Annotated in this window: 18 protein-coding genes and 1 pseudogene; 6 read left to right on the forward strand and 13 right to left on the reverse strand. The window is 59.2% G+C overall.

The features are described from left to right. The first annotated feature begins 13 nt into the window (after nucleotides 1-13). Nucleotides 14-661: a DUF1120 domain-containing protein gene (locus HKK55_RS19890; protein WP_169356234.1), complete on the forward strand. Its 648-nt coding sequence runs from the start codon at nucleotides 14-16 to the stop codon at nucleotides 659-661. Here the strand turns inward: HKK55_RS19890 and HKK55_RS19895 are convergent. Together HKK55_RS19895 and HKK55_RS19900 are read right to left on the reverse strand one after the other, a co-directional pair. Further along, nucleotides 658-1,953 carry a CynX/NimT family MFS transporter gene (locus tag HKK55_RS19895; RefSeq protein WP_169356235.1) on the reverse strand — a complete coding sequence of 432 codons (1,296 nt, stop codon included), beginning with the start codon at nucleotides 1,951-1,953 and terminating at the stop codon, nucleotides 658-660. The two genes, HKK55_RS19890 and HKK55_RS19895, sit on opposite strands and share 4 nt — an antisense overlap. Then, a complete protein-coding gene (locus HKK55_RS19900; RefSeq protein WP_169356236.1) occupies nucleotides 1,943-2,602 on the reverse strand; it encodes a FadR/GntR family transcriptional regulator in 660 nt (219 codons plus the stop codon). The genes HKK55_RS19895 and HKK55_RS19900 overlap by 11 nt, the downstream gene beginning before the upstream one ends. 441 nt (nucleotides 2,603-3,043) lie before the next feature. On the opposite strand from HKK55_RS19900, the pseudogene HKK55_RS19905 reads away from it, so the two are divergent. Continuing rightward, nucleotides 3,044-3,247, forward strand: a pseudogene (locus HKK55_RS19905) (type II toxin-antitoxin system MqsA family antitoxin); the annotation flags it as partial. A 278-nt stretch (nucleotides 3,248-3,525) separates the two neighbouring features. On the opposite strand, the gene HKK55_RS19910 reads toward HKK55_RS19905, so the two are convergent. The 4 genes from HKK55_RS19910 to HKK55_RS19925 all read right to left on the reverse strand — a co-directional run bounded on the left by HKK55_RS19910 (nucleotide 3,526) and on the right by HKK55_RS19925 (nucleotide 7,709). After that, nucleotides 3,526-4,290, reverse strand: a complete 765-nt coding sequence (locus HKK55_RS19910) for an amino acid ABC transporter ATP-binding protein (protein ID WP_169356237.1) — start codon at nucleotides 4,288-4,290, stop codon at nucleotides 3,526-3,528. A gap of 28 nt (nucleotides 4,291-4,318) precedes the next feature. Next, complete coding sequence (locus HKK55_RS19915) at nucleotides 4,319-5,416, reverse strand: amino acid ABC transporter permease (RefSeq protein ID WP_169356238.1); 1,098 nt, start codon at nucleotides 5,414-5,416, stop codon at nucleotides 4,319-4,321. Nucleotides 5,417-5,426: 10 nt separating this feature from the next. Beyond that, nucleotides 5,427-6,608 carry an amino acid ABC transporter permease gene (locus HKK55_RS19920; RefSeq protein WP_169356239.1) on the reverse strand — a complete coding sequence of 394 codons (1,182 nt, stop codon included), beginning with the start codon at nucleotides 6,606-6,608 and terminating at the stop codon, nucleotides 5,427-5,429. Between the two features lie 72 nt (nucleotides 6,609-6,680). Continuing rightward, on the reverse strand, nucleotides 6,681-7,709 hold the full coding sequence (locus HKK55_RS19925; RefSeq protein ID WP_155581161.1) for an amino acid ABC transporter substrate-binding protein: 1,029 nt from the start codon (nucleotides 7,707-7,709) through the stop codon (nucleotides 6,681-6,683). Nucleotides 7,710-8,054: 345 nt separating this feature from the next. Here HKK55_RS19925 and HKK55_RS19930 point away from each other — a divergent pair, with 345 nt between their 5' ends. From HKK55_RS19930 to HKK55_RS19940, 3 genes are all read left to right on the forward strand, one after another. After that, on the forward strand, nucleotides 8,055-8,711 hold the full coding sequence (locus tag HKK55_RS19930; protein WP_169356240.1) for an alpha/beta hydrolase: 657 nt from the start codon (nucleotides 8,055-8,057) through the stop codon (nucleotides 8,709-8,711). A gap of 96 nt (nucleotides 8,712-8,807) precedes the next feature. Next, nucleotides 8,808-10,283, forward strand: coding sequence for an ATP-dependent RNA helicase RhlB (gene rhlB, locus HKK55_RS19935; RefSeq protein WP_169356241.1), 1,476 nt, complete (start codon nucleotides 8,808-8,810; stop codon nucleotides 10,281-10,283). Between the two features lie 164 nt (nucleotides 10,284-10,447). Further along, complete coding sequence (locus HKK55_RS19940; RefSeq protein WP_169356242.1) at nucleotides 10,448-11,575, forward strand: FAD-binding oxidoreductase; 1,128 nt, start codon at nucleotides 10,448-10,450, stop codon at nucleotides 11,573-11,575. A 215-nt stretch (nucleotides 11,576-11,790) separates the two neighbouring features. Here HKK55_RS19940 and moaE read toward each other — a convergent pair whose 3' ends face one another. From moaE to HKK55_RS19975, 7 genes are all read right to left on the reverse strand, one after another. After that, nucleotides 11,791-12,240, reverse strand: a complete 450-nt coding sequence (moaE, locus tag HKK55_RS19945; RefSeq protein ID WP_169356243.1) for a molybdopterin synthase catalytic subunit MoaE — start codon at nucleotides 12,238-12,240, stop codon at nucleotides 11,791-11,793. Between the two features lie 2 nt (nucleotides 12,241-12,242). Continuing rightward, complete coding sequence (gene moaD / locus HKK55_RS19950) at nucleotides 12,243-12,485, reverse strand: molybdopterin converting factor subunit 1 (RefSeq protein ID WP_169356244.1); 243 nt, start codon at nucleotides 12,483-12,485, stop codon at nucleotides 12,243-12,245. Further along, nucleotides 12,482-12,955, reverse strand: coding sequence for a cyclic pyranopterin monophosphate synthase MoaC (gene moaC, locus HKK55_RS19955; RefSeq protein WP_169356245.1), 474 nt, complete (start codon nucleotides 12,953-12,955; stop codon nucleotides 12,482-12,484). The genes moaD and moaC overlap by 4 nt, the downstream gene beginning before the upstream one ends. 208 nt (nucleotides 12,956-13,163) lie before the next feature. Beyond that, the gene (locus HKK55_RS19960) at nucleotides 13,164-16,901 is read right to left on the reverse strand and encodes an autotransporter domain-containing protein (protein WP_169356246.1); all 3,738 of its coding nucleotides are present in this window, start codon (nucleotides 16,899-16,901) and stop codon (nucleotides 13,164-13,166) included. Between the two features lie 322 nt (nucleotides 16,902-17,223). Beyond that, on the reverse strand, nucleotides 17,224-18,618 hold the full coding sequence (locus HKK55_RS19965; RefSeq protein WP_169356247.1) for a PhoH family protein: 1,395 nt from the start codon (nucleotides 18,616-18,618) through the stop codon (nucleotides 17,224-17,226). Between the two features lie 348 nt (nucleotides 18,619-18,966). Further along, nucleotides 18,967-20,091: a polysaccharide deacetylase family protein gene (locus tag HKK55_RS19970; protein ID WP_169356248.1), complete on the reverse strand. Its 1,125-nt coding sequence runs from the start codon at nucleotides 20,089-20,091 to the stop codon at nucleotides 18,967-18,969. Nucleotides 20,092-20,703: 612 nt separating this feature from the next. Next, the gene (locus HKK55_RS19975; RefSeq protein ID WP_169352808.1) at nucleotides 20,704-20,865 is read right to left on the reverse strand and encodes a nucleoid-structuring protein H-NS; all 162 of its coding nucleotides are present in this window, start codon (nucleotides 20,863-20,865) and stop codon (nucleotides 20,704-20,706) included. A 190-nt stretch (nucleotides 20,866-21,055) separates the two neighbouring features. Here HKK55_RS19975 and yaaA point away from each other — a divergent pair, with 190 nt between their 5' ends. Continuing rightward, nucleotides 21,056-21,835, forward strand: coding sequence for a peroxide stress protein YaaA (gene yaaA, locus HKK55_RS19980; protein WP_169356249.1), 780 nt, complete (start codon nucleotides 21,056-21,058; stop codon nucleotides 21,833-21,835). Nucleotides 21,836-22,178: the final 343 nt, after the last annotated feature.

The raw sequence follows: 22,178 nt of genomic DNA on the forward strand, positions 1-22,178 counted from the left end.
AGGACTCCACACCATGAACACTCCGTGCATCACCCTGAGCATTCTGTTACTGGCCGGCGCCCAACATGCCCAAGCCGCGTCCACCGTCGACCTGAGCGTCAAGGGCCTGATCACACCCACCGCCTGCACGCCCCTGCTGTCCAGCGGTGGGCTGATCGATTACGGCAAGATTTCCCAACAGGACCTGAACCAGGATAAGGGCACGCGATTGCCGGTCAAACACCTGCAAGTCAGCGTTGCTTGCAATGCTCCCAGCCGCTTCGCCCTGCGCATGCGCGACAATCGCGACGGCTCGGCCATGGTCAACAGTGAGATTTACTACGGGCTCGGATTGGACACCAGCGGCAACCGCATTGGCCTTTACTCCATGACGTTTGATCCCAGGCAAACCGTGGTCGACAGCACCGCGTTGATCTACGGCACCGAGTCCACCACCGGCGGCCTGGCCTGGCGTACCGCCAACCTCAACCCCATCGACATCGGTGCCAACAGTTACCTGGGGTTTACCGACACCGAAGGCAGCACTGTCGGGCCGTCGGCGATCCAGGAGTTGATCAGTACGGTCAAGGTCGAAGCCGTGATCAATGCCAAACAGAACCTGGACCTGAGTACCGACACCCTGCTCGATGGCTCGGCGACGATGGAAGTGGTCTACCTCTAGAGCTTCTCGCTGGTGGCCTGCACGTACAGCGCACGGCCGGCGCCCAGCCCGGCGATGATCGCACCCAGGCCGATCACCGCAAAGATCCAGCCGGTGGCCGCCCAGCCGCCGGTCCGGTCATGCAGCAGGCCAACGGCGAGCGGACCGAGGGAAGCCAACGTGTAGCCAATGCCCTGGGCCATGCTCGACAGGTTGGCGGCGACATGGGAGTCGCGCGAGCGCAACACGATCAATGTCAATGCCAGGCTGAACGTACCGCCCTGCCCCAGGCCCAGCAGAATCGCCCAGCCCCACAAACCCTCCAACGGTGCATATAGGCAGCCAAACAGGCCGCCGAGGGTCAGCAACATCACCACCACAATGGCCAGGCGCTGGTCCTTACCGCGCGTGGCCAACCATGGCGCTGCCAGAGAACTGACCAGTTGCACGATCACCGAACCGGAAAGTACCAACCCTGCCTGGGTGGCCGTCAGGCCACGGCCGATCAGAATCGACGGCAGCCAACCGAACACGATGTAGGCCAGGGACGATTGCAGGCCCATGTACAAGGTCACCTGCCAGGCCAGTGGATCACGCAGCAAACCGCGCACGCGGTAGGCCACCTGATGCGCACCGTGCTTCTGGCCCACTTGAGGCAACCAGAACAGCGCTGCGACCAGCGCCGGCAGAATCCAGAAGCCCAGGCCGATATTCCAGCTGTCGCCAAAGTAGTGACTCAAAGGCACCGTCGAGCCAGCTGCCAACGCTGCGCCCAGACACAGGGCCATGGTGTAGACGCCGGTCATGGTGCCAGCCTGTTTGGAGAAATCGCGCTTGACGATACCCGGCAACAACACACCGATGATGCCAATGCTGGCGCCAGCCAGCAGGCTGCCAGCGAACAGTCCGGCCTCACCGAACGAGCTGCGCAGGATGATGCCAGCGGCCAACGTCAGCAAAATCCCCAGCACCACCCGCTCGGCACCAAAGCGCCGGGCCAGGATCGGTGCCATCGGCGCAAACAGGCCCAGGCACAGCACTGGCAAGGTGGTCAGCAAGCCGGCTTTGGCCGCCGAGAGGCCGAGACTGCTGGACACTTCGCTGAGCAACGGCGCCATGCTCGACAGCGCCGGGCGCAGGTTCAAGGCCACCAGAATCAGGCCCAGCAACAACAACCACGGGCGATTCACCACCGGATGGCTGTGCTGGACCTCGTCGTCATTGGCCTCGGCGTCGATCAGCAGTTCTTCAAGGGCGTTTTCTGAACGGGGCTGTTCTTTACGGAGCATGGTGTTCTCGGGTTCAAGGTTCATTGATCAGTTGCCGTGAAAGAGATTTGGCGCGCTCAGGGTCCTGTTGTTCCACGGCATCGAGCAGCTCAGCGTGCAGGTCGAAAACGGCCTGACGGCGAGGTTTGATGTTCAGCGTCTGGCGCAACTGCGCGCCGACAATGCTGGAGAAGTAGTGGTACAGCTCGCTCAAGGCCGGGTTGTGGGCGGCGTCCACCAAGCGCCTGTGGAACACTAGGTCGCAACTGATGTAGTGCTCCAGATCGCCGTGATAGTGCTCACCGCTGGTTTTTAACGCCTCGCGCAAGCCCTGTAAATCCTCATCGGTACGGCGCAGGGCTGCCAAGCCAATAGCCTCCGTTTCAAGAATCTGCCGCGTCTCCTGGGCCTGGGCTAGGGTGCAGTGAGACAAGGCCTTCATCGCCCCCAACGGGTCGGTCATCGAACGCAGGTAACTGCCGTCGCCCTGGCGGATTTCGATCAACCCGGAAAACGCCAACACCCGCATGGCCTCACGCACGGTATTGCGGCTGATGCCCAGCTCGGCGGACAGCTCTGGCTCGGTGGGCAGGCGTTCGCCGATGGCCCACTTACCCTCGGTGATGCGATGGCGCAATTGCTCCAGCGCCTGGTCGACGAGGGAGCGTTTGATCAGTGGGGCGATGACTGTCATGTGATTCGCACTTTCGTCCAATCATAGGATGAATTTTCCTACATGGTAGTCAGACTTGCCTACAAGAGCAACGCACTAGGGGGTTTAAGCAACAAAAAGGAGCAGGATTTTCGACCGTTAAAACTACCCTTAAAGGCAGCTCTTTCAAGGTCTTTGAAAAAACAGTCATTAGAGGCGCACATTGACCCTGTGGCGAGGGGGCTTGCCCCCGTTGGGCTGCGAAGCGGCCCCAATAGGATCGCTGAGTTTCTTCAGATAGACCGAGATGGCAGGTTTTAGGGCTGCTCCGCAGCCCAACGGGGGCAAGCCCCCTCGCCACAGGTCAGTGTTCTCTTTCCAAGTACGGCTGCGCTCTCAAAGACCATGAAAGGGCTGACCCTTAAAGGGTAATTTCAGCCTTAGGTGTCTTATGGAAAAGTACACAGGCGGTGATAAAGGCGGATGTCAGGCGGCGGGCATAACGCGTTCTCACGCTACGAGCTCGGTGAACTACTTCCACCCAAAGCGTTGATGCTGCTGATGCACCTGCTGGATCGATACCCGCACTTGCTCGCCGATGCAAAAGCCTTGGGTGAAGGTGCCGATCTGAGGGGAGCGTTCAAATACACAGAGCACAAGCAACCTGAAACCCTTACGGTTTCATAGGCCACAAAAAACAAACCCGGCACCAGGCCTAATGCCAGTCAGTTAAGGAATGGAGATCCAACAACCGAAGCAGATCCAGTGTGGGAGTTGTCGAGCCCCAGCGAGGCTGCGATGGCGTCGGCACCGTCAACATTGAGTTGCCTGACCCTCCGCTATCGCAGCCTCGCTGGGGCTCGACAACTCCCACCTTTGATCTTCTCTGTCTTGAGGTCTTGTGTTCGCTTAATTGATCGGCATTAGGCACAAGGCCGGGTTTATTTTTAAGCTTCAAGCATCAATCAATGCAAAATCTGACTCAAGAACAACTTGGTCCGATCATTCTGCGGGTTGTCGAAGAAGTCATTCGGCGCCGCCTGCTCCACAATCTCACCCTTGTCCATGAAGATCACGCGGTTGGCCACGGTCCGGGCAAAGCCCATTTCGTGGGTCACGCACAGCATGGTCATGCCGTCTTCGGCCAAGCCGATCATGGTGTCCAGAACTTCCTTCACCATCTCCGGATCGAGGGCCGAGGTCGGCTCATCGAACAGCATGATTTTCGGCTTCATGCACAGCGCCCGGGCAATCGCCACCCGCTGTTGCTGGCCGCCGGAGAGTTGGCCCGGAAACTTGTGGGCCTGCTCCGGAATGCGCACGCGTTCCAGGTAGTGCATGGCAATTTCTTCAGCCTTGCGCTTGGGCATCTTGCGTACCCACATCGGTGCCAATGTGCAGTTTTGCAGGATAGTCAGGTGCGGGAACAGGTTGAAATGCTGGAACACCATGCCGACTTCACGGCGCACACTTTCGATCTGCTTGAGGTCGTTGGTCAGTTCCACACCATCAACCACGATGCGACCCTGCTGGTGTTCTTCCAGGCGGTTGAGGCAGCGGATGGTGGTGGACTTGCCCGAACCCGACGGACCGCACAGCACGATTCGCTCGCCCTGCTTGACGTTGAGGTTGATGTCTTTCAACACGTGGAACTGGCCGTACCACTTGTTGACGCCCTGCATCTGAATAATGCCTTGCGGGCTCACAGGCTGTTTGATTGCTTCGCTCATCAAAAAATTTCCTAAATTGGGTACGGACTTAGCGCTTGTGACCTGTGTCGAGCTTACGTTCCAGATGCATGGAATAGCGCGACATACCAAAACAGAAAATCCAGAACACCAGGGCGGCGAACACATAGCCTTCGGTGGCCATGCCCAGCCATTTCGGGTCGGCGGCAGCTTGCTTGACGCTGTTGAGCAAGTCGAACAGGCCGATGATGATCACCAGACTCGTGTCCTTGAACAGCGCAATAAACGTGTTGACGATGCCCGGAATCACCATCTTCAGCGCCTGGGGCAACACCACCAGGCCCATGCTGCGCCAGTAACCCAGGCCCATCGCCGCAGCCGCTTCGTACTGCCCCTTGGGAATCGCCTGCAAACCACCGCGTACCACTTCGGCCACGTAGGCCGACTGGAACAGGATCACGCCGATCAATGCCCGCAGCAGCTTGTCGAAGTTCATGCCTTCGGGCAGGAACAGCGGCAGCATCACCGAGGACATGAACAGCACGGTGATCAACGGCACGCCGCGCCAGAACTCGATGAAGGTCACGCAGACCACTCGAATCGCCGGCATGTTCGAACGACGCCCCAAGGCCAGTACGATCCCCAGCGGCAAGGCGCCGGCGATACCGACGGTGGCGATCACCAGGGTCAGCATCAAACCGCCCCACTGGCTGGTCGCAACATTGGTCAGGCCGAAGATCCCACCGTGCAGCAGAAAGTAGGCAATGATCGGGTACAGCACCAAAAAGCTCAGGCCGTAGACCGCCTTGCGTTGAAAACGCGAGATGAACAACGGCGCCACACCGACGATGGCCAGCCACACGGTCATGTCCACGCGCCAGCGCAGGTCGCCGGGGTAGTAGCCGTACATGAACTGCCCGAAGCGCTGTTGGATAAACACCCAGCAGGCGCCTTCCTTGGTGCAATCGGCCTTGGTGGTGCCGACCCAGTTCGCATCGAGGATTGCCCAATGCAGGATCGGCGGCACGATCAGGTAGATCAGGTAGAACGCCAGCAAGGTCAGCAGGGTATTGAGCCAACTGGAAAACATGTTGGCGCGCATCCACGCCACCGGCCCGAAGACTTTGCCCGGTGGTGGCATGTCAGGTTTGAACGTATGCGTACTCATGCTTGTTTCCTCACCGCTCGATCAGCGCAATGCGCTTGTTGTACCAGTTCATCAGCAGCGAAATGCTGATGCTGATCGCCAGGTACACGCTCATGGTGATGGCAATGACTTCGATGGCCTGGCCGGTCTGGTTGAGCACCGTGCCGGCAAACAGCGAAACCATTTCCGGGTAACCGATACCGGCAGCCAGGGACGAGTTTTTCGCCAGGTTCAGGTATTGGCTGGTCAGTGGCGGAATGATCACCCGCAGAGCCTGCGGGATGATGACCTTGCGCAGCGTCGGCCCCGGGCGCAGGCCCAGGGAGCGAGCGGCTTCGGTCTGGCCGTGGCTGACGGACTTGATGCCCGAGCGTACGATCTCGGCGATAAATGCTGCGGTGTACACGGTCAAGGCCAGGGTCAACGCCAGCAGTTCGGGAATCAGTACCCAGCCGCCGACAAAGTTGAAACCTTTGAGTTCCGGCATTTCCCAGTGCACCGGCACGCCAAACACCAGCGTTGTCAGTGCAGGAATCACCAGCAGCAACGCCAGGCCCGCCCAGAATTTGTGGAACGGTACGCCGGTGGCTTCGAAACGCTTGTTGGCCCAGCGAGTCATCAGCACGATGGCACCGACTGCGACCGCAACACTAATCCAGAAAGGCCAGAAACCGTCAGCGGCAATCGCTGCCGGCATGTTCAGGCCACGGCTGCTGACAAAGAACGTATCCCCCAGGTTATGGGCCGCGCGCGGCCCCGGCATGGTCAGGAACACCGCGAAGTACCAGAACAGGATTTGCAGCAGCGGTGGAATGTTGCGGAACACTTCCACGTAGACCGTCGCCAGCTTGCTGATGATCCAGTTCGGTGACAGCCGCGCCACGCCGACGATGAAGCCGAGGATGGTCGCCAGGACCACGCCGATCACAGTCACCAGCAAGGTGTTGAGCAGGCCGATCACAAAGACCCGGGCATAACTGTCCGATTCGGTGTAGTCGATCAGATGCTGAGCGATGCCGAAACCGGCACTGCGCTCAAGGAAGTCGAAACCCGAGGTAATGCCCCGGTGTTGAAGGTTGGTTTGCGTGTTGTTGAACAGGTACCAGCCCAACGAGACCACCGCCACAATGGTGATGATCTGGAATAGCCACGCACGCACTTTTGGATCGCTGAAGCTGAGCTTCTGCTTTGGTGCGCCGATTTGAGTTTGCATGGAGTGCCCCAGAAAGAATGGTACAGAACATCACCCGGCGGTTGGCCCACCGGGTGATAGAACCATCAGCGATCAGCGCACAGGGGGTGCGTATTGAATGCCGCCGTTGTTCCACAGGGCGTTCAGGCCACGGTCGATTTCCAGCGGAGTGCTTTTGCCGAGGTTTTTCTCGAACACTTCACCGTAGTTACCGACTTGCTTGACGATCTGTACGACCCAGTCTTTGCGTACTTTCAGGTCCTTGCCGTATTCACCGTCAGCGCCCAGCAGACGAGCAACGTCCGGATTCTTGGTGGACTTGGCTTCGGCTTCAACGTTTTTCGAGGTCACGCCTGCTTCTTCAGCGTTAAGCATCGCGAACAGGGTCCACTTGACGATGCTGAACCACTCTTCGTCGCCACGGCGAACCACTGGGCCCAAGGGCTCCTTGGAAATGGTTTCCGGCAGTACGACGTAGTCTTTTGGCGAGGCCAGCTTGCTGCGCTGTGCGTAGAGCTGGGACTTGTCAGAGGTCAGCACGTCGCAACGACCGGATTCCAGCGACTTGGCGCTTTCGTCGGAAGTATCGAAGGTGATCGGGGTGTATTTCAGGTTGTTGGCGCGGAAGAAGTCGGAGACGTTCAACTCGGTGGTGGTACCGGCCTGGATGCAGATGGTTGCACCGTCCAGTTCCTTGGCACTTTTCACGCCCAGCTTGTTATTGACCAGAAAGCCAACGCCGTCGTAATAGGTCACGCCGGTGAACACCAGGCCCATGCCCGCATCGCGAGAGCTGGTCCAGGTGGAGTTACGCGACAACACGTCAACTTCGCCAGACTGAAGCGCGGTGAAACGCTCCTTGGCATTCAACTGGCTGAATTTGACCTTGGTGGCGTCGCCAAAAACGGCAGCTGCTACGGCACGGCACACATCAGCGTCGATCCCGAGGATCTTGCCGCTGGCATCCGGCACCGAGAAGCCCGGCAAACCGTCGCTCACGCCACACTGCACGAAGCCTTTCTTCTGCACGGCATCCAGGGTAGCGCCGGCTTGGGCGAAACCACTGACACCCAATACGGCGGCCGCGCAAACGATGGCCAGGGTGGATTTCAATACCTTCATTCAAACCTCCAGTTGCTCTTGTTGTGTCGGAGCTTGAGCCCTGCCGCACCCTTATGAGGCGAGATTGACCTGTGTTGGCTTTTTTTGAGGTCAAACGGCATGAGACTGTCGCTGTAAGTCCAGTTGCTATCCCTCAAGCGGCAGTCACTGATAGTGTTACCGCCTGAGGTAAGCGTTGACATCGGGGTTCTTATAGCAAGCCCCGTACCAGACTGCTGAGCGAGTCGTTTCAGCCGTAGGTCAACCAAAAAAGATTCAACCTTGCGACATCTTCTTAACAGATCATCCCGTCGCGCACCGTGCCGACGCACCCAATCAGCGCGCACGCACATTAATGGAGCAGATATGACCGACCCCTTGATTCTTCAGCCCGCCAAGCCCGCAGACGCCTGCGTTATCTGGTTGCATGGCCTGGGCGCCGATCGCTACGACTTCCTGCCGGTAGCCGAAGCCCTACAGGAAAAACTGCTGTCCACCCGCTTCGTTTTGCCCCAGGCACCGACCCGTGCGGTGACCATTAATGGCGGCTACGAGATGCCCAGCTGGTACGACATCAAGGCCATGAGCCCGGCCCGATCCATCAGCATCGAGGAACTCGAAGAGTCGGCCAAAACGGTCACTGACCTGATCGAGGAGCAAAAAAGCAGCGGAATAGACCCTTCACGGATTTTTCTCGCCGGATTCTCCCAAGGTGGCGCCGTGGTGTTTCACACCGCCTTCCTGAAATGGCAGGGACCATTGGGTGGCGTACTTGCCCTCTCCACCTACGCGCCTACTTTCGGCGATGAGTTGGAATTGTCCGCCAGCCAGCAACGCATTCCAGTGCTGTGCCTGCACGGTGTGGAGGATGAGGTGGTACTGCCTTCCATGGGTCGAAGCGCCTTTGAGCATTTAAAGACGCGCGGTGTCACCGTCACATGGCAGGAATACCCAATGGGCCACGAAGTGTTACCCCAGGAGATACGCGATATTGGCGACTGGCTGAGCAAGCGCCTGGGCTGAAAAACGGACATTGTGTAGCCGCATGACCAACGCACTACGCCGCGCCCGATTCTTGCATTACACTGGCCGGCGTACATTCCTTAACCAATTGATGAGATGACCGTGCTCAAAGCACTCAAGAAGATGTTCGGTAAAAGCGAGGCTGAGCCGCTCGCCCCTGTTCCCAGCGCTCCTGTCCACGCCCATGGCAGCCGCAATGACGGTAAACAGCCTGGCCGGACCGCACCTGTTGCCTCGCCAAAAAAGCCGCCGGAGCCTCAACCTGCACCGGTAGAAGTTGCTGAAGAACAGCCTGCAGAACCTGCGCGCCAGGAAAAACCTCGCCGCGAACGCGCACCGAAACCGGTGGTCATTCCCTGGAAACTGGAAGACTTCGCTGTCGAACCCCAGGAAGGCAAGACCCGCTTTCACGATTTCAAACTCGCCCCGGAATTGATGCACGCCATCCAGGACCTGGGTTTTCCGTACTGCACACCGATCCAGGCACAAGTGCTGGGCTTCACCCTGGCGGGCAAAGACGCCATTGGTCGCGCCCAAACCGGCACCGGCAAGACGGCCGCGTTCCTGATTTCGATCATCACCCAACTGCTGCAAACCCCGCCGCCCAAAGAGCGCTACATGGGTGAGCCACGTGCGCTGATCATCGCCCCGACCCGCGAGCTGGTAGTGCAGATTGCCAAGGACGCCGCCGACCTGACCAAGTACACCGGCCTCAACGTGATGACGTTCGTCGGTGGCATGGACTTCGACAAACAGCTCAAGCACCTGGAAGCGCGGCACTGCGACATCCTGGTCGCCACACCGGGCCGTTTGCTGGACTTCAACCAACGCGGCGACGTGCACCTGGATATGGTCGAAGTGATGGTGCTGGACGAAGCCGACCGCATGCTCGACATGGGCTTCATCCCGCAAGTGCGTCAGATCATTCGCCAGACTCCGCCGAAAAACGAACGTCAGACCCTGCTGTTCTCTGCGACCTTCACCGAAGACGTGATGAACCTCGCCAAGCAATGGACGACCGACCCATCCATCGTCGAGATCGAAGCACTGAACGTTGCAAGCGAAAACGTCGAACAACACATCTACGCCGTGGCCGGTGCCGACAAGTACAAACTGCTCTACAACCTGGTCAACGATAACGGTTGGGAGCGGGTCATGGTATTCGCCAACCGCAAGGACGAAGTGCGCCGCATCGAAGAGCGCCTGGTGCGCGATGGCGTCAACGCCGCGCAACTGTCCGGCGACGTACCGCAGCACAAACGGATCAAGACCCTGGAAGGTTTCCGCGAAGGCAAGATTCGCGTGCTGGTGGCCACCGATGTGGCCGGCCGTGGGATTCATATCGACGGCATCAGCCACGTGATCAACTTCACCCTGCCGGAAGTGCCGGACGACTACGTACACCGCATTGGCCGTACCGGCCGTGCCGGTGCTGCCGGGGTGTCCATCAGCTTTGCCGGCGAAGATGATTCGTACCAGTTGCCGTCGATCGAGACATTGCTGGGTCGCAAGATCAGTTGTGAAACCCCGCCGACGCATTTGTTGCGCCCAGTGGAGCGCAAACGCCCTTAAGTGGGAATGCAATAAGCTGTGGGAGCGGGCTTGTGTGGGAGCGGGCTTGCTCGCGAAGGCGGTGTGTCAGTTATACATGCATCAACTGACACTCTGCATTCGCGAGCAAGCCCGCTCCCACATTTGGTTTCAGTGTTCTCAAGTCTGCATTCCAGGAGGAAAGTATGAACCAGGCCGACTACATCATCATCGGTGGCGGAATCGCCGGGGCGTCTGCCGGCTACTGGCTATCCCGACACGCCCGGGTGATCGTGCTGGAGCGCGAGTCGCTGCCGGGTTATCACTCCACCGGCCGCTCCGCCGCCCTGTACATCGCCGCCTACGGCACCCCGCAAGTCCGCGCCCTGACCCTGGGCAGCCGCGCCTTCTTCGATCACCCGCCCACAGGCTTCGCCGAACACCCGTTGCTCACACCCCGCGCCGAACTGTTGGTGGATCTGATCGGCGACCCTGAAGAACTGCAGCGCCAATACTCGAGTGCCAAGGCCCTAGTGCCTGAAACCCGCCTGCTCGACGTCGATGAAGCGATGGCGATGATGCCGATCCTGCGCCGGGAAAAAGTCCATGGCGGGATCTACGATCCGACAGTTTGCGATATCGACACCGACGCGCTGTACCAAGGTTACTTGCGCGGCATTCGGCGTAATGGCGGTGAGATCCACACCGACAACGAGGTCCAGAAACTGACCCGAGATGGCGAAGGCCAGTGGCAAATACGCACTTCGCAACAACGCTTCAGCGCCCCGGTGATCATCAACGCTGCTGGCGCCTGGGCCGACTCTATCGGTGAGTTGGCCGGCGCCCGCAAAATTGGCCTGCAACCCAAACGCCGCAGCGCCTTCATCTTCGCTCCACCCGCTGACGTGAACATCCATTCCTGGCCGGAATTGGCGGCTCTCGACGGTTCGTTCTACATGAAGCCAGACGCTGGCATGTTCCTCGGCTCGCCGGCCAATGCCGACCCGGTGGAACCCCATGATGTACAGCCAGAAGAGCTGGATATTGCCACGGGCATCTATCACATCGAGGAAGCCACCACCCTGACCATCCGCCGCCCCACGCGGACTTGGGCGGGGCTGCGCAGTTTTGTCAGCGATGGGGATCTGGTGTGCGGGTTTGATCCGCAGGTGGATGGCTTTTTCTGGATCGCGGCCCAGGGCGGTTACGGGATTCAGACATCGCCGGCCATGGGCCAGGCCAGTGCGGCATTGGTGCGGGGGGAAAAGTTGCCAGAAGCATTGGTGGCGTTTGGACTGACCGAGGCGATGTTGTCGCCCAAACGCCTCGTCTGAGCCAACACATAACCCATGTGGAGCGGCGGTGCGACGATTCGACTTGCTCGCGAAAGCAGTTGTAGCCGCTGCCGAGGTACGAGGCTGCGATGCGTGTCCGTAGGACCGCCCCAGGGGCCGCTACGCAGCCCATCGCAGCCTCGTACCTCGGCAGCGGCTACAACTCCATTCGCAGGCAAGCCTGCTGCCATTTTTTGAGACGTGTGCCGAAGGGATTATTTCCAGCGATCAGCCGCCGCATGATCACTGTCCCGCCCTTCCACCCAGCGTGGCCCGTCGGTAGTGTTTTCCTTCTTCCAGAACGGCGCCCGGGTTTTCAAGTAATCCATCACAAATGCACAAGCGTCAAACGCCGCCTGACGATGGGCACTGGCTGCCGCAACGAACACGATGGGCTCGCCGGGCTCCAGGGCACCGATGCGGTGCAGCACTTCGAGCTTGAGCAACGGCCAGCGTTGCTCGGCTTCGACGGCGATCTTGGCCAGAGCCTTTTCGGTCATGCCCGGGTAATGCTCAAGAAACATCCCCGCCACATCGAGACCATCATTGAAGTCGCGCACGTAGCCGACAAAACTCACCACCGCGCCCACGCCCACATTGGCCGCATGCATGGCGTTGACTTCGGCACCGGGATCAAAGGCTTGAACCTGCACACGAATAGCCATGTTCAGCCTCCTGTCACTGGTGGAAAAAAGGCCACTTCGTCACCGTCCGTGAGCGGCTCGTCGAGGGCGCAAAGTTCCTCATTGCGGGCGCACATCAAGCCCGTTTCGTTGAGGACTTCAAAGCCGGGATCCGCCGCCAATGTCTGGCGCACAGCCTCGACCGTGGCGAAGTCGCCTTCGACCTCCAGCGAGTCCAGGTCCACGGCTTCACGGTAACGGGCAAAAAACAGCACCGTGATACTCATTGTTCATCCGCCTTGAAATGTCCGCTCTTGCCGCCCAGTTTTTCCAACAGCCGAATGTTTTCGATGGTCATGCCACGGTCCACAGCCTTGCACATGTCATAGATCGTCAGCGCGGCAACACTGGCCGCCGTCAACGCTTCCATCTCTACACCGGTCTGCCCGGAGAGCTTGCAGCGGGCGACGATATGCACGGCATCCACACCGTCCGCACTGAGCTCAACCTTGACGCCCGTTAGCATCAGCGGGTGGCACAGGGGGATCAGGTCGCTGGTCTTTTTCGCCGCCTGGATCCCGGCAATTCGGGCCACAGCAAATACGTCGCCCTTGGGATGGGCACCGTCGACAATCATTTTCAGGGTTTCGGGCAGCATGCGCACCCGCGCTTCGGCCACCGCTTCACGGAACGTCACGGCTTTTTCAGTGACGTCGACCATGTGGGCGCGACCTTGGGAATCGAGATGAGTCAGCACAGGGATACTCCTGATCAGGAGCCGCAATTGTAAACCCGTGGGTCAATTTTGCGCAGGGCTGTTTATCCAACAAAGAAAGGGGCGCACTGACCTGTAGCCGCTGCCGAGGCACAAGGCTGCGATGCGGGCCGCAGAACCGCCGCAAAGGGCCGCTACGCGATCCATCGCAGCCTCGTGCCTCGGCAGCGGCTACAGGGTTCAGCAAAGATCAGAAGCGGAAGGTGAATCCGGCATTGATCCCATTGTCGTTGCCACGGTTGGACAGCAAACCGCTGTAGTTCAAGGACACCAGGGTGTCCTTGGTCAGGGCCATTTCCGCGCTGGCCTTGATGATCGCGCCGTCGCGGGCTACTGGCACGCTATTGACCGCAAAGGCGTTGTCGCTGCCGGTGAATTTCAGCGAGGCCTCACGATCGGTATCGCCGAACTGGTGTGCCCAGCCCAACTCGCCGCGCAAGGTCACCGCCGACGTGCTGCTGACCGGCAGTTGGGTGTGAGCCCTCAGACCCAGGGTGGAGAGCGTCGCGTCCTGGCTTTGCTTGCTGGCATGCAAGGCTGCGGCGCCGCCTTTCTCCTTGAACGAGTCGCTCTGGTAGTTCAGGTAAGTCAGGTTGGCAAAGGGTTCGAACGCGGCCCATTGGGTGTAACCGATCTCGGCAAACACTTGATCGGTACGTGCGCTGTAGTCCGCTCGTTCATGGTCCGACTGGTTGGCGTAAACCACGCGCCGCGAGGTGTCCAGACGGTGCCAGGTAGTAGCGCCGCCCAAGCGCAGGGCAATTGCGTCAAAGCGTTTGCCGCCGTAGATCGACAGGTGATAGTTGTCGCTGTCCGCCGAGGCAGAGGACTCGCCATTGAGGTGGCTCTGGGTGTAACCGGTGGCTGCGCCCACGCGCCAGCCGTCGCCTACATCCGTGTCCAGGCCCAACAGCACACCGCTGGTGGACGAGGTGTAGCCGCTGGCATTGTTGTCACCACTGACGTTACTGCGCCCGCCCAGCAGTTGCACCCAACCACCGTTGTCGCGGGTATCGATCTGTGCGCTGGAATCCAGCGCCTGAGCTTGTTGCAGACGGCCGTTGACCGCTTCACGAATGTAGCGGCTGTCGGCCATTTGCGCCGCCGCCACGTCCGAGTGCAGTTGCCCCGACAGCTGCTTGAACGCGTCCCGCGCCTGGGCTGCCGAGTCAGACGCCAAAAGGCTTTCGTAAACCGGGTTGCCGGCGCCCAATGTATCGGCCACCGCCGCCACGGCACGTTCGTTACGGGTTTGCGCGACACTGGCGAACGTCGTCTGGTTGCGCGCCACCGCCAGGGTCAGCTGGTTCGGCTGGTAGTTCAGTTGGGTGCCAATGAACAGGTAGTTGGGCGAGATGGCCGCAAACTGGCCATTGATGCCCTGGCTGGCGCTGAGGATGTTGAACTGCTGCCCCAGCAGGCTGCGGGCCTCGGTGGCGGACAACAGATTGGGGCTGTTCTCCAGAGACACCGTCACGACACCGCCGTTAAGGGTAGCGACGCCCGTGCTCTGGATCTTGTCGCTTTGCCCGTTAGGACCGACTTCAACGGCATAGACTGAACCTGGATTGAAGGTGACATTGCCGGTGTTCAGCGTGCCGATCGAATGACCCGGCGCGACGCTACCTCCGCTGTTGACGGTCAAGGTGCCGACCGTACCGTTACCGGCCAGTATGCCGCCCTGAGTGGTCACTACGCCGTTATCCACGTTACGCGTGCCCACAGAGCTGCCATCCACCGTCACGGCAGAGGTCAGAGAGCCGTCCACCGACAGCTTACCGCCGCGCACCCAGGTGCTGCCCGAGTAAGTGTTCTTGCCTTCGAGGACCAATTCGCCGTCACCCGACTTGGCCAGGCTGCCGACATAGGTGCCGCCGGTGAGCAAATCCTTGCCTCGTGTCAGGGTCGCCTGCTCCCGTGCCGCACCAATCTCGTACTGGAACTGATCATCTGCCGAAGCATTGGCCGGCAAGCCATTAAGCCAACCTTTTTGCTGTTTGGTGGCGGTCCAGGTCGCCTGCTCAGTGGTGTCTTCTACACGACGGGCACGAATGGCTTCGTCGGAAATAGGGTTGGCCCAGATGTCCCGGGTGCCGGTGGGCAATGCCACAGCCACCGAGCCAAGGAATTGCCCCGGGCCCTGCATGGCTTTTTGCAGGTTGGGCAAGCCCCAGCCGCTGACCACACCCGGCACTTGCGGCGTGCCAGGCGCAGCATCGTGTACCGGTTGCAGGTTGTCATAGGTTCGGCCACCGGTCAGGTTGCCAACAGGCGTGTCCGGGCCGTCCGGTGCCTGCAGGTTGGAGGTGGTCAGCAATACATCGCGGGCCTGGGTGGCAGTCATGTAGGGGAAGCGCTGGATCACCAGGGCCAGTGCCCCGGAAACGCTTGGCGCAGCGGCTGACGTGCCGTTGGCGTTGGGGATGATCTCACCTTCGGGCCCGGTAGACGGGATACCCGAAACACCCATCACGCACCACCACTTCGACGTGCCGCAGCGGTTGTACACCTGGGCGCTGGTCTCGTCATAACCGGTGATCGACAGCCATTTGGATTCGATATCAGGCTTGAAGAACGGCAGGTTGGCGTTGGTATCTGGGTTGGCGCCGTGGCTGTCGTTACCCGCCGAGATGATCTGGATAAAGGTGTTTTGCCGCCCGGCGTCGGCCATGGCGTCCATCCAGGTCTTTTGCCCGGCGTGCGCCTTGTCCCAGAACGGGCGGTAAGCGGCCGTCATGTCGCGCAAATTATCCGCTGCGCTATCGCCGACGTTGCCGAAGTGGTTCTCCACGTCGTTGCGCGAGTTCTGCCCCCAGCTCTGGTTGACAATCGAGACGTTCTTCGCGGCCAGGGCGTTGTAGCTGGCCATGAACGCGTTGTAGTCGAGGTCGTTGGAGCCCTGGAAGCGGTTGTCATCGGTGCCGCCGGTGTTGGCGACAAATACGTTGGCGTCGAAGGCAATGCCGTGCATACCGGTGCCGTTGCGGCTGGCGCCCAACACGCCGGACATTTCCGTGCCATGCCCATCGTTGATGACCGGGTCGTATTCACCGGAAATGCTGAAGTGCTCGCCCTTCTGAAACTCGCCATCCGGAGTGTCGTGGAGGTAGCGAGGGTGGGTAGCGTAGTACTCGCCGGTGGAAGTCACCGCCTGCACACGGTCCTGGCCCTGGGCATTCTTGCCCTGGAACTCGAAGTGTTCGGTCAGGATGCCTGAGTCCAACACGCCGACGTTCACCCCCTTGCCGGTCATGCCCAGGGCATAGGCGTAATACGCGTTGGTACGATCCAGACCGGAGTTGACCTGGGCTTCCGGGGTCTTCCAGGTTTGCGCGTTGGCACTCCAGTCACGGGTGGCGGCGGCCCAGGAAAGGCCAGCGTTCAATTGCCCGTTCAGGTTGCTGCTCACACCCGGCTCCACGTAGGTGTAGGGCTTGACGGCCGGCAGGTTGGCGATGATCGCTTTGGAAAAATCGAGAATATTGGTGGTGTAGCGACCGCTGTTGCTGAATAGCCGGCTGCGGTAGTAATCCAGGCGCGATGCATAGTCCAACGGCCGCTTGGTGTCGCCGAGCATGGCGCCGATGGTCAGGTTTTCTGGCTGCAATTCGTAGTTTTGCTTGAGGGCCGAATCGAACTTGCCCGACTGGGCGGCGAAGTCCTTGGCGGCCAGATCCACGATATCTGAATAGGCAAACCGCAGGTTCTTGTAGACATCGGTGTCGGGGGCAAAGGATGAAACGGCTTTCCTGAAGGCCGACTCCAGCACCTGAGAGGTGTAAGGATTGCTGTCGTCTGCCCAGGCCATTGGCCCTTGGCCCAGCCATAAGGCCAACCCGAGTGCGATGGGGGTCAGGGGTATCGATGTGAGACGGGTAGCGCGTTTGCGTTTTTGAGACAGAGTGAAACCATTACCTGCTGCGTCCATTTTCCTTTCCCTTTGGATATGTGCGTCATCAATGAGCGATGTATCGGGCTTTTTGTAATAGGCAGGATCACGTTGAAGGCCAACGATGGGACTTCAAAACGTCGTCGAATCAGTGAGGTAGTTTTCCGACGGGGTCACGTTTGGTTTTTATTTTGGGTGCGGCTTTTTAAAGCGACAAAAAATGTAACAAAATAAATACAAAGACCACAAGCACCCGTGACCCGTAAAACACCGACAAATCTCGCGCAAAACAAAAACCCCGGACTTCGCGAGAAATCCGGGGTGTTTTGTGGCATTTAGCCACTAACTGCCGCGAGGATGGTTACAGATGCGACTCGGCGTATTCGGCCAGAATCGAACGTGGGACACCTTGCAGGGCGATGTGCACGCCGTTGGGGAAGTCCTTGAAGCGTTCCGTCAGGTAGGTCAGCCCGGAGCTGGTCGCGGACAGGTAAGGGGTGTCGATCTGTGCCAGGTTGCCCAGGCACACCACTTTGGAACCGGCGCCGGCACGGGTGATGATGGTTTTCATCTGGTGCGGTGTGAGGTTCTGGCATTCATCGATCAAAATCAGGCTTTGCTGGAAGCTGCGACCTCGAATGTAGTTGAGGGATTTGAACTGCAACGGCACTTTGCTGAGGATGTAATCGACGCTGCCATGGGTGTTTTCGTCATCCATGTGCAAGGCTTCGAGGTTGTCGGTGATCGCCCCCAGCCACGGCTCCATTTTTTCCGCTTCGGTGCCGGGCAGGAAGCCGATTTCCTGGTCCAGGCCCTGCACGCTGCGGGTGGCGATGATGCGGCGATAACGCTTGGTGACCATGGTCTGCTCGATGGCGGCAGCCAGGGCCAGGATGGTTTTCCCGGAACCGGCGGCGCCGGTCAGGTTGACCAGGTGAATGTCCGGATCCAGCAGCGCATACAGCGCCAGGCTCTGGTAAATATCACGCGGTTTCAGGCCCCAGGCTTCCTGGTGCAACAGGGGCTCTTGATGCAAGTCGAGGATCAGCAACTTGTCGACCTGGATCTCTTTGATCCAGCCGACGAAGCCCTGTTCATCGATGATGAACTCGTTGATGTGCACCGCCGGCAGGTTGTCGGTCAGTTGTACCTGGTGCCAGGTGCGGCCATGGTCCTGACGGGTTTCCACCTTGCTGACGCGATCCCAGAACGAGCCGGTCATGGTGTGATAACCACGAGACAGCATCGATACGTCGTCAACCAGTTGGTCGGTACTGTAGTCCTCGGCAGCGATCCCACACGCTCGGGCCTTGAGGCGCATATTGATGTCTTTGGTCACCAGCACCAGGCGCAGGTCCTTGTCGCGCGCGTGCAGGTCGATCAATTGGTTGATGATTTTGTTGTCGTTGAGGTTTTCCGGCAGCAGGCTGTTGGGTTCGCTGCGCTTGTTCATCAGGATCGACAGCAAACCCTTGGGTCCGCTTTTGCCACGCTGGATCGGCACGCCCTGCTCAACGTCCTCGGGAGAGGCTTCGCCCAGGGTCTTGTCGATCAGGCGGATGGCCTGACGGCACTCGGCGGCGACACTGTGGTGCCCGCTTTTGAGTTTATCGAGCTCCTCGAGCACGATCATCGGGATGGCGACGTGGTGTTCTTCGAAATTAAGCAGCGCGTTTGGATCGTGGATCAATACGTTGGTATCAAGCACATAAAGGATTGGCTGGTTGGAAGAAGGGTTACGTCCATGATCATCCATACTCGGTCACCTTTGTGGGAGCCAGTCGACGCAATACCGCGACAGTGCTGCGCCTCGATTTGACCATCGAACGCACCTGAGGGGCGTCAAGTGCGGTGCACACAAGAGGTGTCTTGGAAGACGCCACCTGTGTTGCAGGTTTCGGCGGTCTGTCTTCGTAATACCGCAAAACCCATGACAGGAAAAAGCACTTTGACGTTTTTTTGAAGTTTATTTTTCAGGATGACGAATAGCACTAGGCGAGCGCCCCAAGCACCGTTAAAGTCGGAAGTCCGCCTGTATCGAAATATCTCCCAATTTTTACCCCAAAAAACCTCAGCCCCAACAGGGCCGGGCGTTTTGTCATTTTCAGCGAAACGCTTCCCGGCAATCCTGCCAGCCAAGTCCACTTTCAGCCGTCGCCTGCAACAGCCAGGGTAATGCCACCCGTGCCTTGTCCTGGGTGTCATGAAAAACGATCACCCCACGACGCCACAACAGCATCAATGTCAGCACCCGTTGGGCGGATTCGTCGGCCTTGAGCTTCCCCGCCTCGTCCTCCGAATCGATGTCCCACAACGCCACTTGCAACCCCTGAGACTGGAAGAATCCCTGACTGTCAGCGCGGCGCTGGCCGTAAGGCGGGCGGAACAACGGCACGTAGTTCTCCGGCAACAGGTTCTGCACCAGGCTGGCGCTACGGGTGATGGAGTTCTGCCAATCCACCCAATGGCTGTGGGAGCGGTATTGCCAACCCTGGATGCCCACGCACTGCCCTTGATAAAGCCGCTGCACATCCGCTGGCGACGTCTTTTCCAGGCGTGTCTGCAGGCTGTTGCCAAGGGCAAAAAACGTGGCGTGCATTTTCTGTTTGCGCAGGTAATCGGCCAGCCAATCCGTATTGCCAGCGACCGGCGCCGGACCGCCATCGAAAGTCAGCAGGAACAGCCGGTCGTTGAGCTCATCACCATTACGTTCATGGTCGCCGAAGCGGGCAATCTCGCTGCTGATCTGCGGGAACAGCGCGGCCTTGCGCAATTGTTCATCCAGGTAGCGTTCATGGAATGCCCGGCTGGGTGCGGCCCAGCCTATATAGAAAGAGTTGTCGCTGATCACGAACTTGCCGGCCTGTTCGCGCAGGTCGTCCATGTTTTCCACCAGGTAGCAGAATGAGGCGTCCTGCTCGCAGCTTTGCTGGGCGAATGTGTAGTTCTCCAGCAGCCGCTGCCACAGCTGGCGACGCAGGTCGTCGATGGACGCCAGGTTGATATTTTTCAGGCCCAGGCGCTGTTTGAGGGCGGGTTCATCCAGGGTTTCGCTGGCCAGCAAGGCATGAGCGAACATCAGGATTTCTGCACGGGACGCGACGTCGAACAGGGCTGGGCTGCTGAGTTTTTCGGGCCAGGTGCTGCGGTCCAGGCTGGCCACGTCTACCGGTGCTGCCTGGGCGGTCAGGCAGAGCAGCCAGGCGGACAATATGAGTGCGATTCGCACGAAGGGTCTCCCTATCCAGAGTCGTCGGGCACTATAGCTGATCAGGCGGTTGGGTTGGGTTGGGTTGGTGTGCATATCCGTTGCTGCGGTTATGGCGGCTATTGGTTCCGCCCTTACGGCGGGTCACTTTCGAAAAGCGCGAAAGTAACCAAAGCGCTCTTGCCCCACCACTCGGTGCCTCGCCTAGGCTCGGCATGCCCTCACTCCGGCATTACTCCGTGGGCCGCCGCGACGGGCCATCCATGGCCCAACGCGGCTAAACCGGCGTCCTGCCGGTTTACCCACTCCGTAATGCCTGCGTTCAGCCATCGTGGTTTAACGGGGCGCCTAAGATCAAAGTCAAAAGCAGATCAAGAACACAGCGGCCTACCGGCCGGCTTGAGTGGTGTGAAGCGAAGGCAAAATCAAAAGCGGGCACGGTCTGCTGTGGGAGCTGGCTTGCCTGCGATGCAGGCAACTCGGTCTTTCAGGAACACCGAGGTGATGCCATCGCAGGCAAGCCAGCTCCCACAGAAAAGCAGATCTGCTTTCGCTCTGGCCCTTGCCTTTGCTTCCACCACTCAGGTCGGCTTTCAGGCCGCCGTGCTTTTGATTTTGATCTTAGGCGCCCCGTTAAACCACGCTGGCCGCACGCAGGTATTGCGTAGTGGGCACCCCGGCATGGATGCCGGGGTAGCCGCGCACGGCCATGGATGGCCGATCGCGGCGGGCCCACGGAGCAATGCCGGAGTGCGGGCACACCGAGCCTAGGCGAGGTGCCGAGTGGTGGGGCAAGAGCGTTTTGCTTACTTTTGCGCTGTTCAAAAGTGAGTCGCTGTAAAAGCGAAACCATAAGCCGCCATCACCAAAATAACGGATATGCACACCAACCCCAGCAAATCTCCACAGCCATCTATCACCATCATAGGTGGAGTCAAACCGCCCTACCCCCTAGAATCCCCCCACGATTACAGGAGACGACTTCATGCTGATGGTGATTTCCCCAGCCAAAACCCTCGATTTCGACACCCCGCCGGTGACCCCGCACTTTACCCAGCCGCAATACCTCGACCACTCCCAGGAGTTGATCGAACAGCTGCGCGAACTAAGCCCGGCGCAGATCAGCGAGCTGATGCATGTCTCCGACAAGATCGGCGGCCTCAACGCCGCCCGTTTCGGCAGCTGGACCCCAGCCTTCACCCAGGCCAATGCCAAGCAGGCACTGCTGGCCTTCAAGGGCGACGTCTACACCGGGATGAATGCCCAGACCTTCAAGGACGCCGACTTCACCTACGCCCAGGAACACCTGCGCATGCTCTCCGGCCTTTATGGCCTGCTGCGCCCGCTGGACCTGATGATGCCGTACCGTCTGGAGATGGGCACCAAGTTGGCCAACGCCCGTGGCAAGGACCTGTACGCCTTCTGGGGCACCCGTATCAGCGAGTGGCTCAATGAAGCGCTGGCCGAACAAGGCGATGACGTACTGCTCAACCTGGCATCCAACGAGTACTTCTCGGCGGTCAAACGCCCGGCCCTGAACGCGCGGATCATCAACACCGAGTTCAAGGACCTGAAAAACGGCCAGTACAAGATCATCAGCTTCTACGCCAAAAAGGCCCGAGGCATGATGAGCCGCTTTGTAATTGAAGAACGCATCAACAACCCCGCCCAGCTCAAGGAGTTTGACGTGCAGGGTTACCGCTTCAATGCGGAGCAGTCCAAGCCGGACAACCTGGTGTTTTTGCGCGATCACGCACCAGAATAAGGCCACAAGAGCGCCGAGAACCCAATGGTGGGAGCGGGCTTGCTCGCGAATACGGAGTGTCAGTCACCAAAGATAGCGACTGATCCAACCTATTCGCGAGCAAGCCCGCTCCCACATTTCGCTCCCCACTCCCCCAAAATCGTCATTTATTTGACGCCAAAAATTATTCCTCAAAATTCATAACGATTCTTTCACTCGACATTCGTCAGTTTTTTTCGTAGTGGCACCACTTTTTTCAAACAGTAGTGGCATAAAACTATACCCCTCACTCAGCACCCCATAACTACGCGCCAAAATAACAAGTGCCATCAATATAGTACTAGTGCCATCTTTGCTTATATTT

Source organism: Pseudomonas sp. ADAK18, from assembly GCF_012935695.1.
GTDB lineage: Bacteria > Pseudomonadota > Gammaproteobacteria > Pseudomonadales > Pseudomonadaceae > Aquipseudomonas.

Coding starts and splice junctions, on each gene's coding strand:
- HKK55_RS19920 (WP_169356239.1), bottom strand. CDS start 6,608: ATGCAAACTCAAATCGGCGCACCAAAGCAGAAGCTCAGCTTCAGCGAT.
- moaE (WP_169356243.1), bottom strand. CDS start 12,240: ATGGCTATTCGTGTGCAGGTTCAAGCCTTTGATCCCGGTGCCGAAGTC.
- HKK55_RS19925 (WP_155581161.1), bottom strand. CDS start 7,709: ATGAAGGTATTGAAATCCACCCTGGCCATCGTTTGCGCGGCCGCCGTA.
- HKK55_RS19930 (WP_169356240.1), top strand. CDS start 8,055: ATGACCGACCCCTTGATTCTTCAGCCCGCCAAGCCCGCAGACGCCTGC.
- moaD (WP_169356244.1), bottom strand. CDS start 12,485: ATGAGTATCACGGTGCTGTTTTTTGCCCGTTACCGTGAAGCCGTGGAC.
- HKK55_RS19910 (WP_169356237.1), bottom strand. CDS start 4,290: ATGAGCGAAGCAATCAAACAGCCTGTGAGCCCGCAAGGCATTATTCAG.
- HKK55_RS19890 (WP_169356234.1), top strand. CDS start 14: ATGAACACTCCGTGCATCACCCTGAGCATTCTGTTACTGGCCGGCGCC.
- HKK55_RS19915 (WP_169356238.1), bottom strand. CDS start 5,416: ATGAGTACGCATACGTTCAAACCTGACATGCCACCACCGGGCAAAGTC.
- HKK55_RS19960 (WP_169356246.1), bottom strand. CDS start 16,901: ATGGACGCAGCAGGTAATGGTTTCACTCTGTCTCAAAAACGCAAACGC.
- HKK55_RS19940 (WP_169356242.1), top strand. CDS start 10,448: ATGAACCAGGCCGACTACATCATCATCGGTGGCGGAATCGCCGGGGCG.
- HKK55_RS19900 (WP_169356236.1), bottom strand. CDS start 2,602: ATGACAGTCATCGCCCCACTGATCAAACGCTCCCTCGTCGACCAGGCG.
- HKK55_RS19965 (WP_169356247.1), bottom strand. CDS start 18,618: ATGGATGATCATGGACGTAACCCTTCTTCCAACCAGCCAATCCTTTAT.
- yaaA (WP_169356249.1), top strand. CDS start 21,056: ATGCTGATGGTGATTTCCCCAGCCAAAACCCTCGATTTCGACACCCCG.
- HKK55_RS19895 (WP_169356235.1), bottom strand. CDS start 1,953: ATGAACCTTGAACCCGAGAACACCATGCTCCGTAAAGAACAGCCCCGT.
- rhlB (WP_169356241.1), top strand. CDS start 8,808: ATGACCGTGCTCAAAGCACTCAAGAAGATGTTCGGTAAAAGCGAGGCT.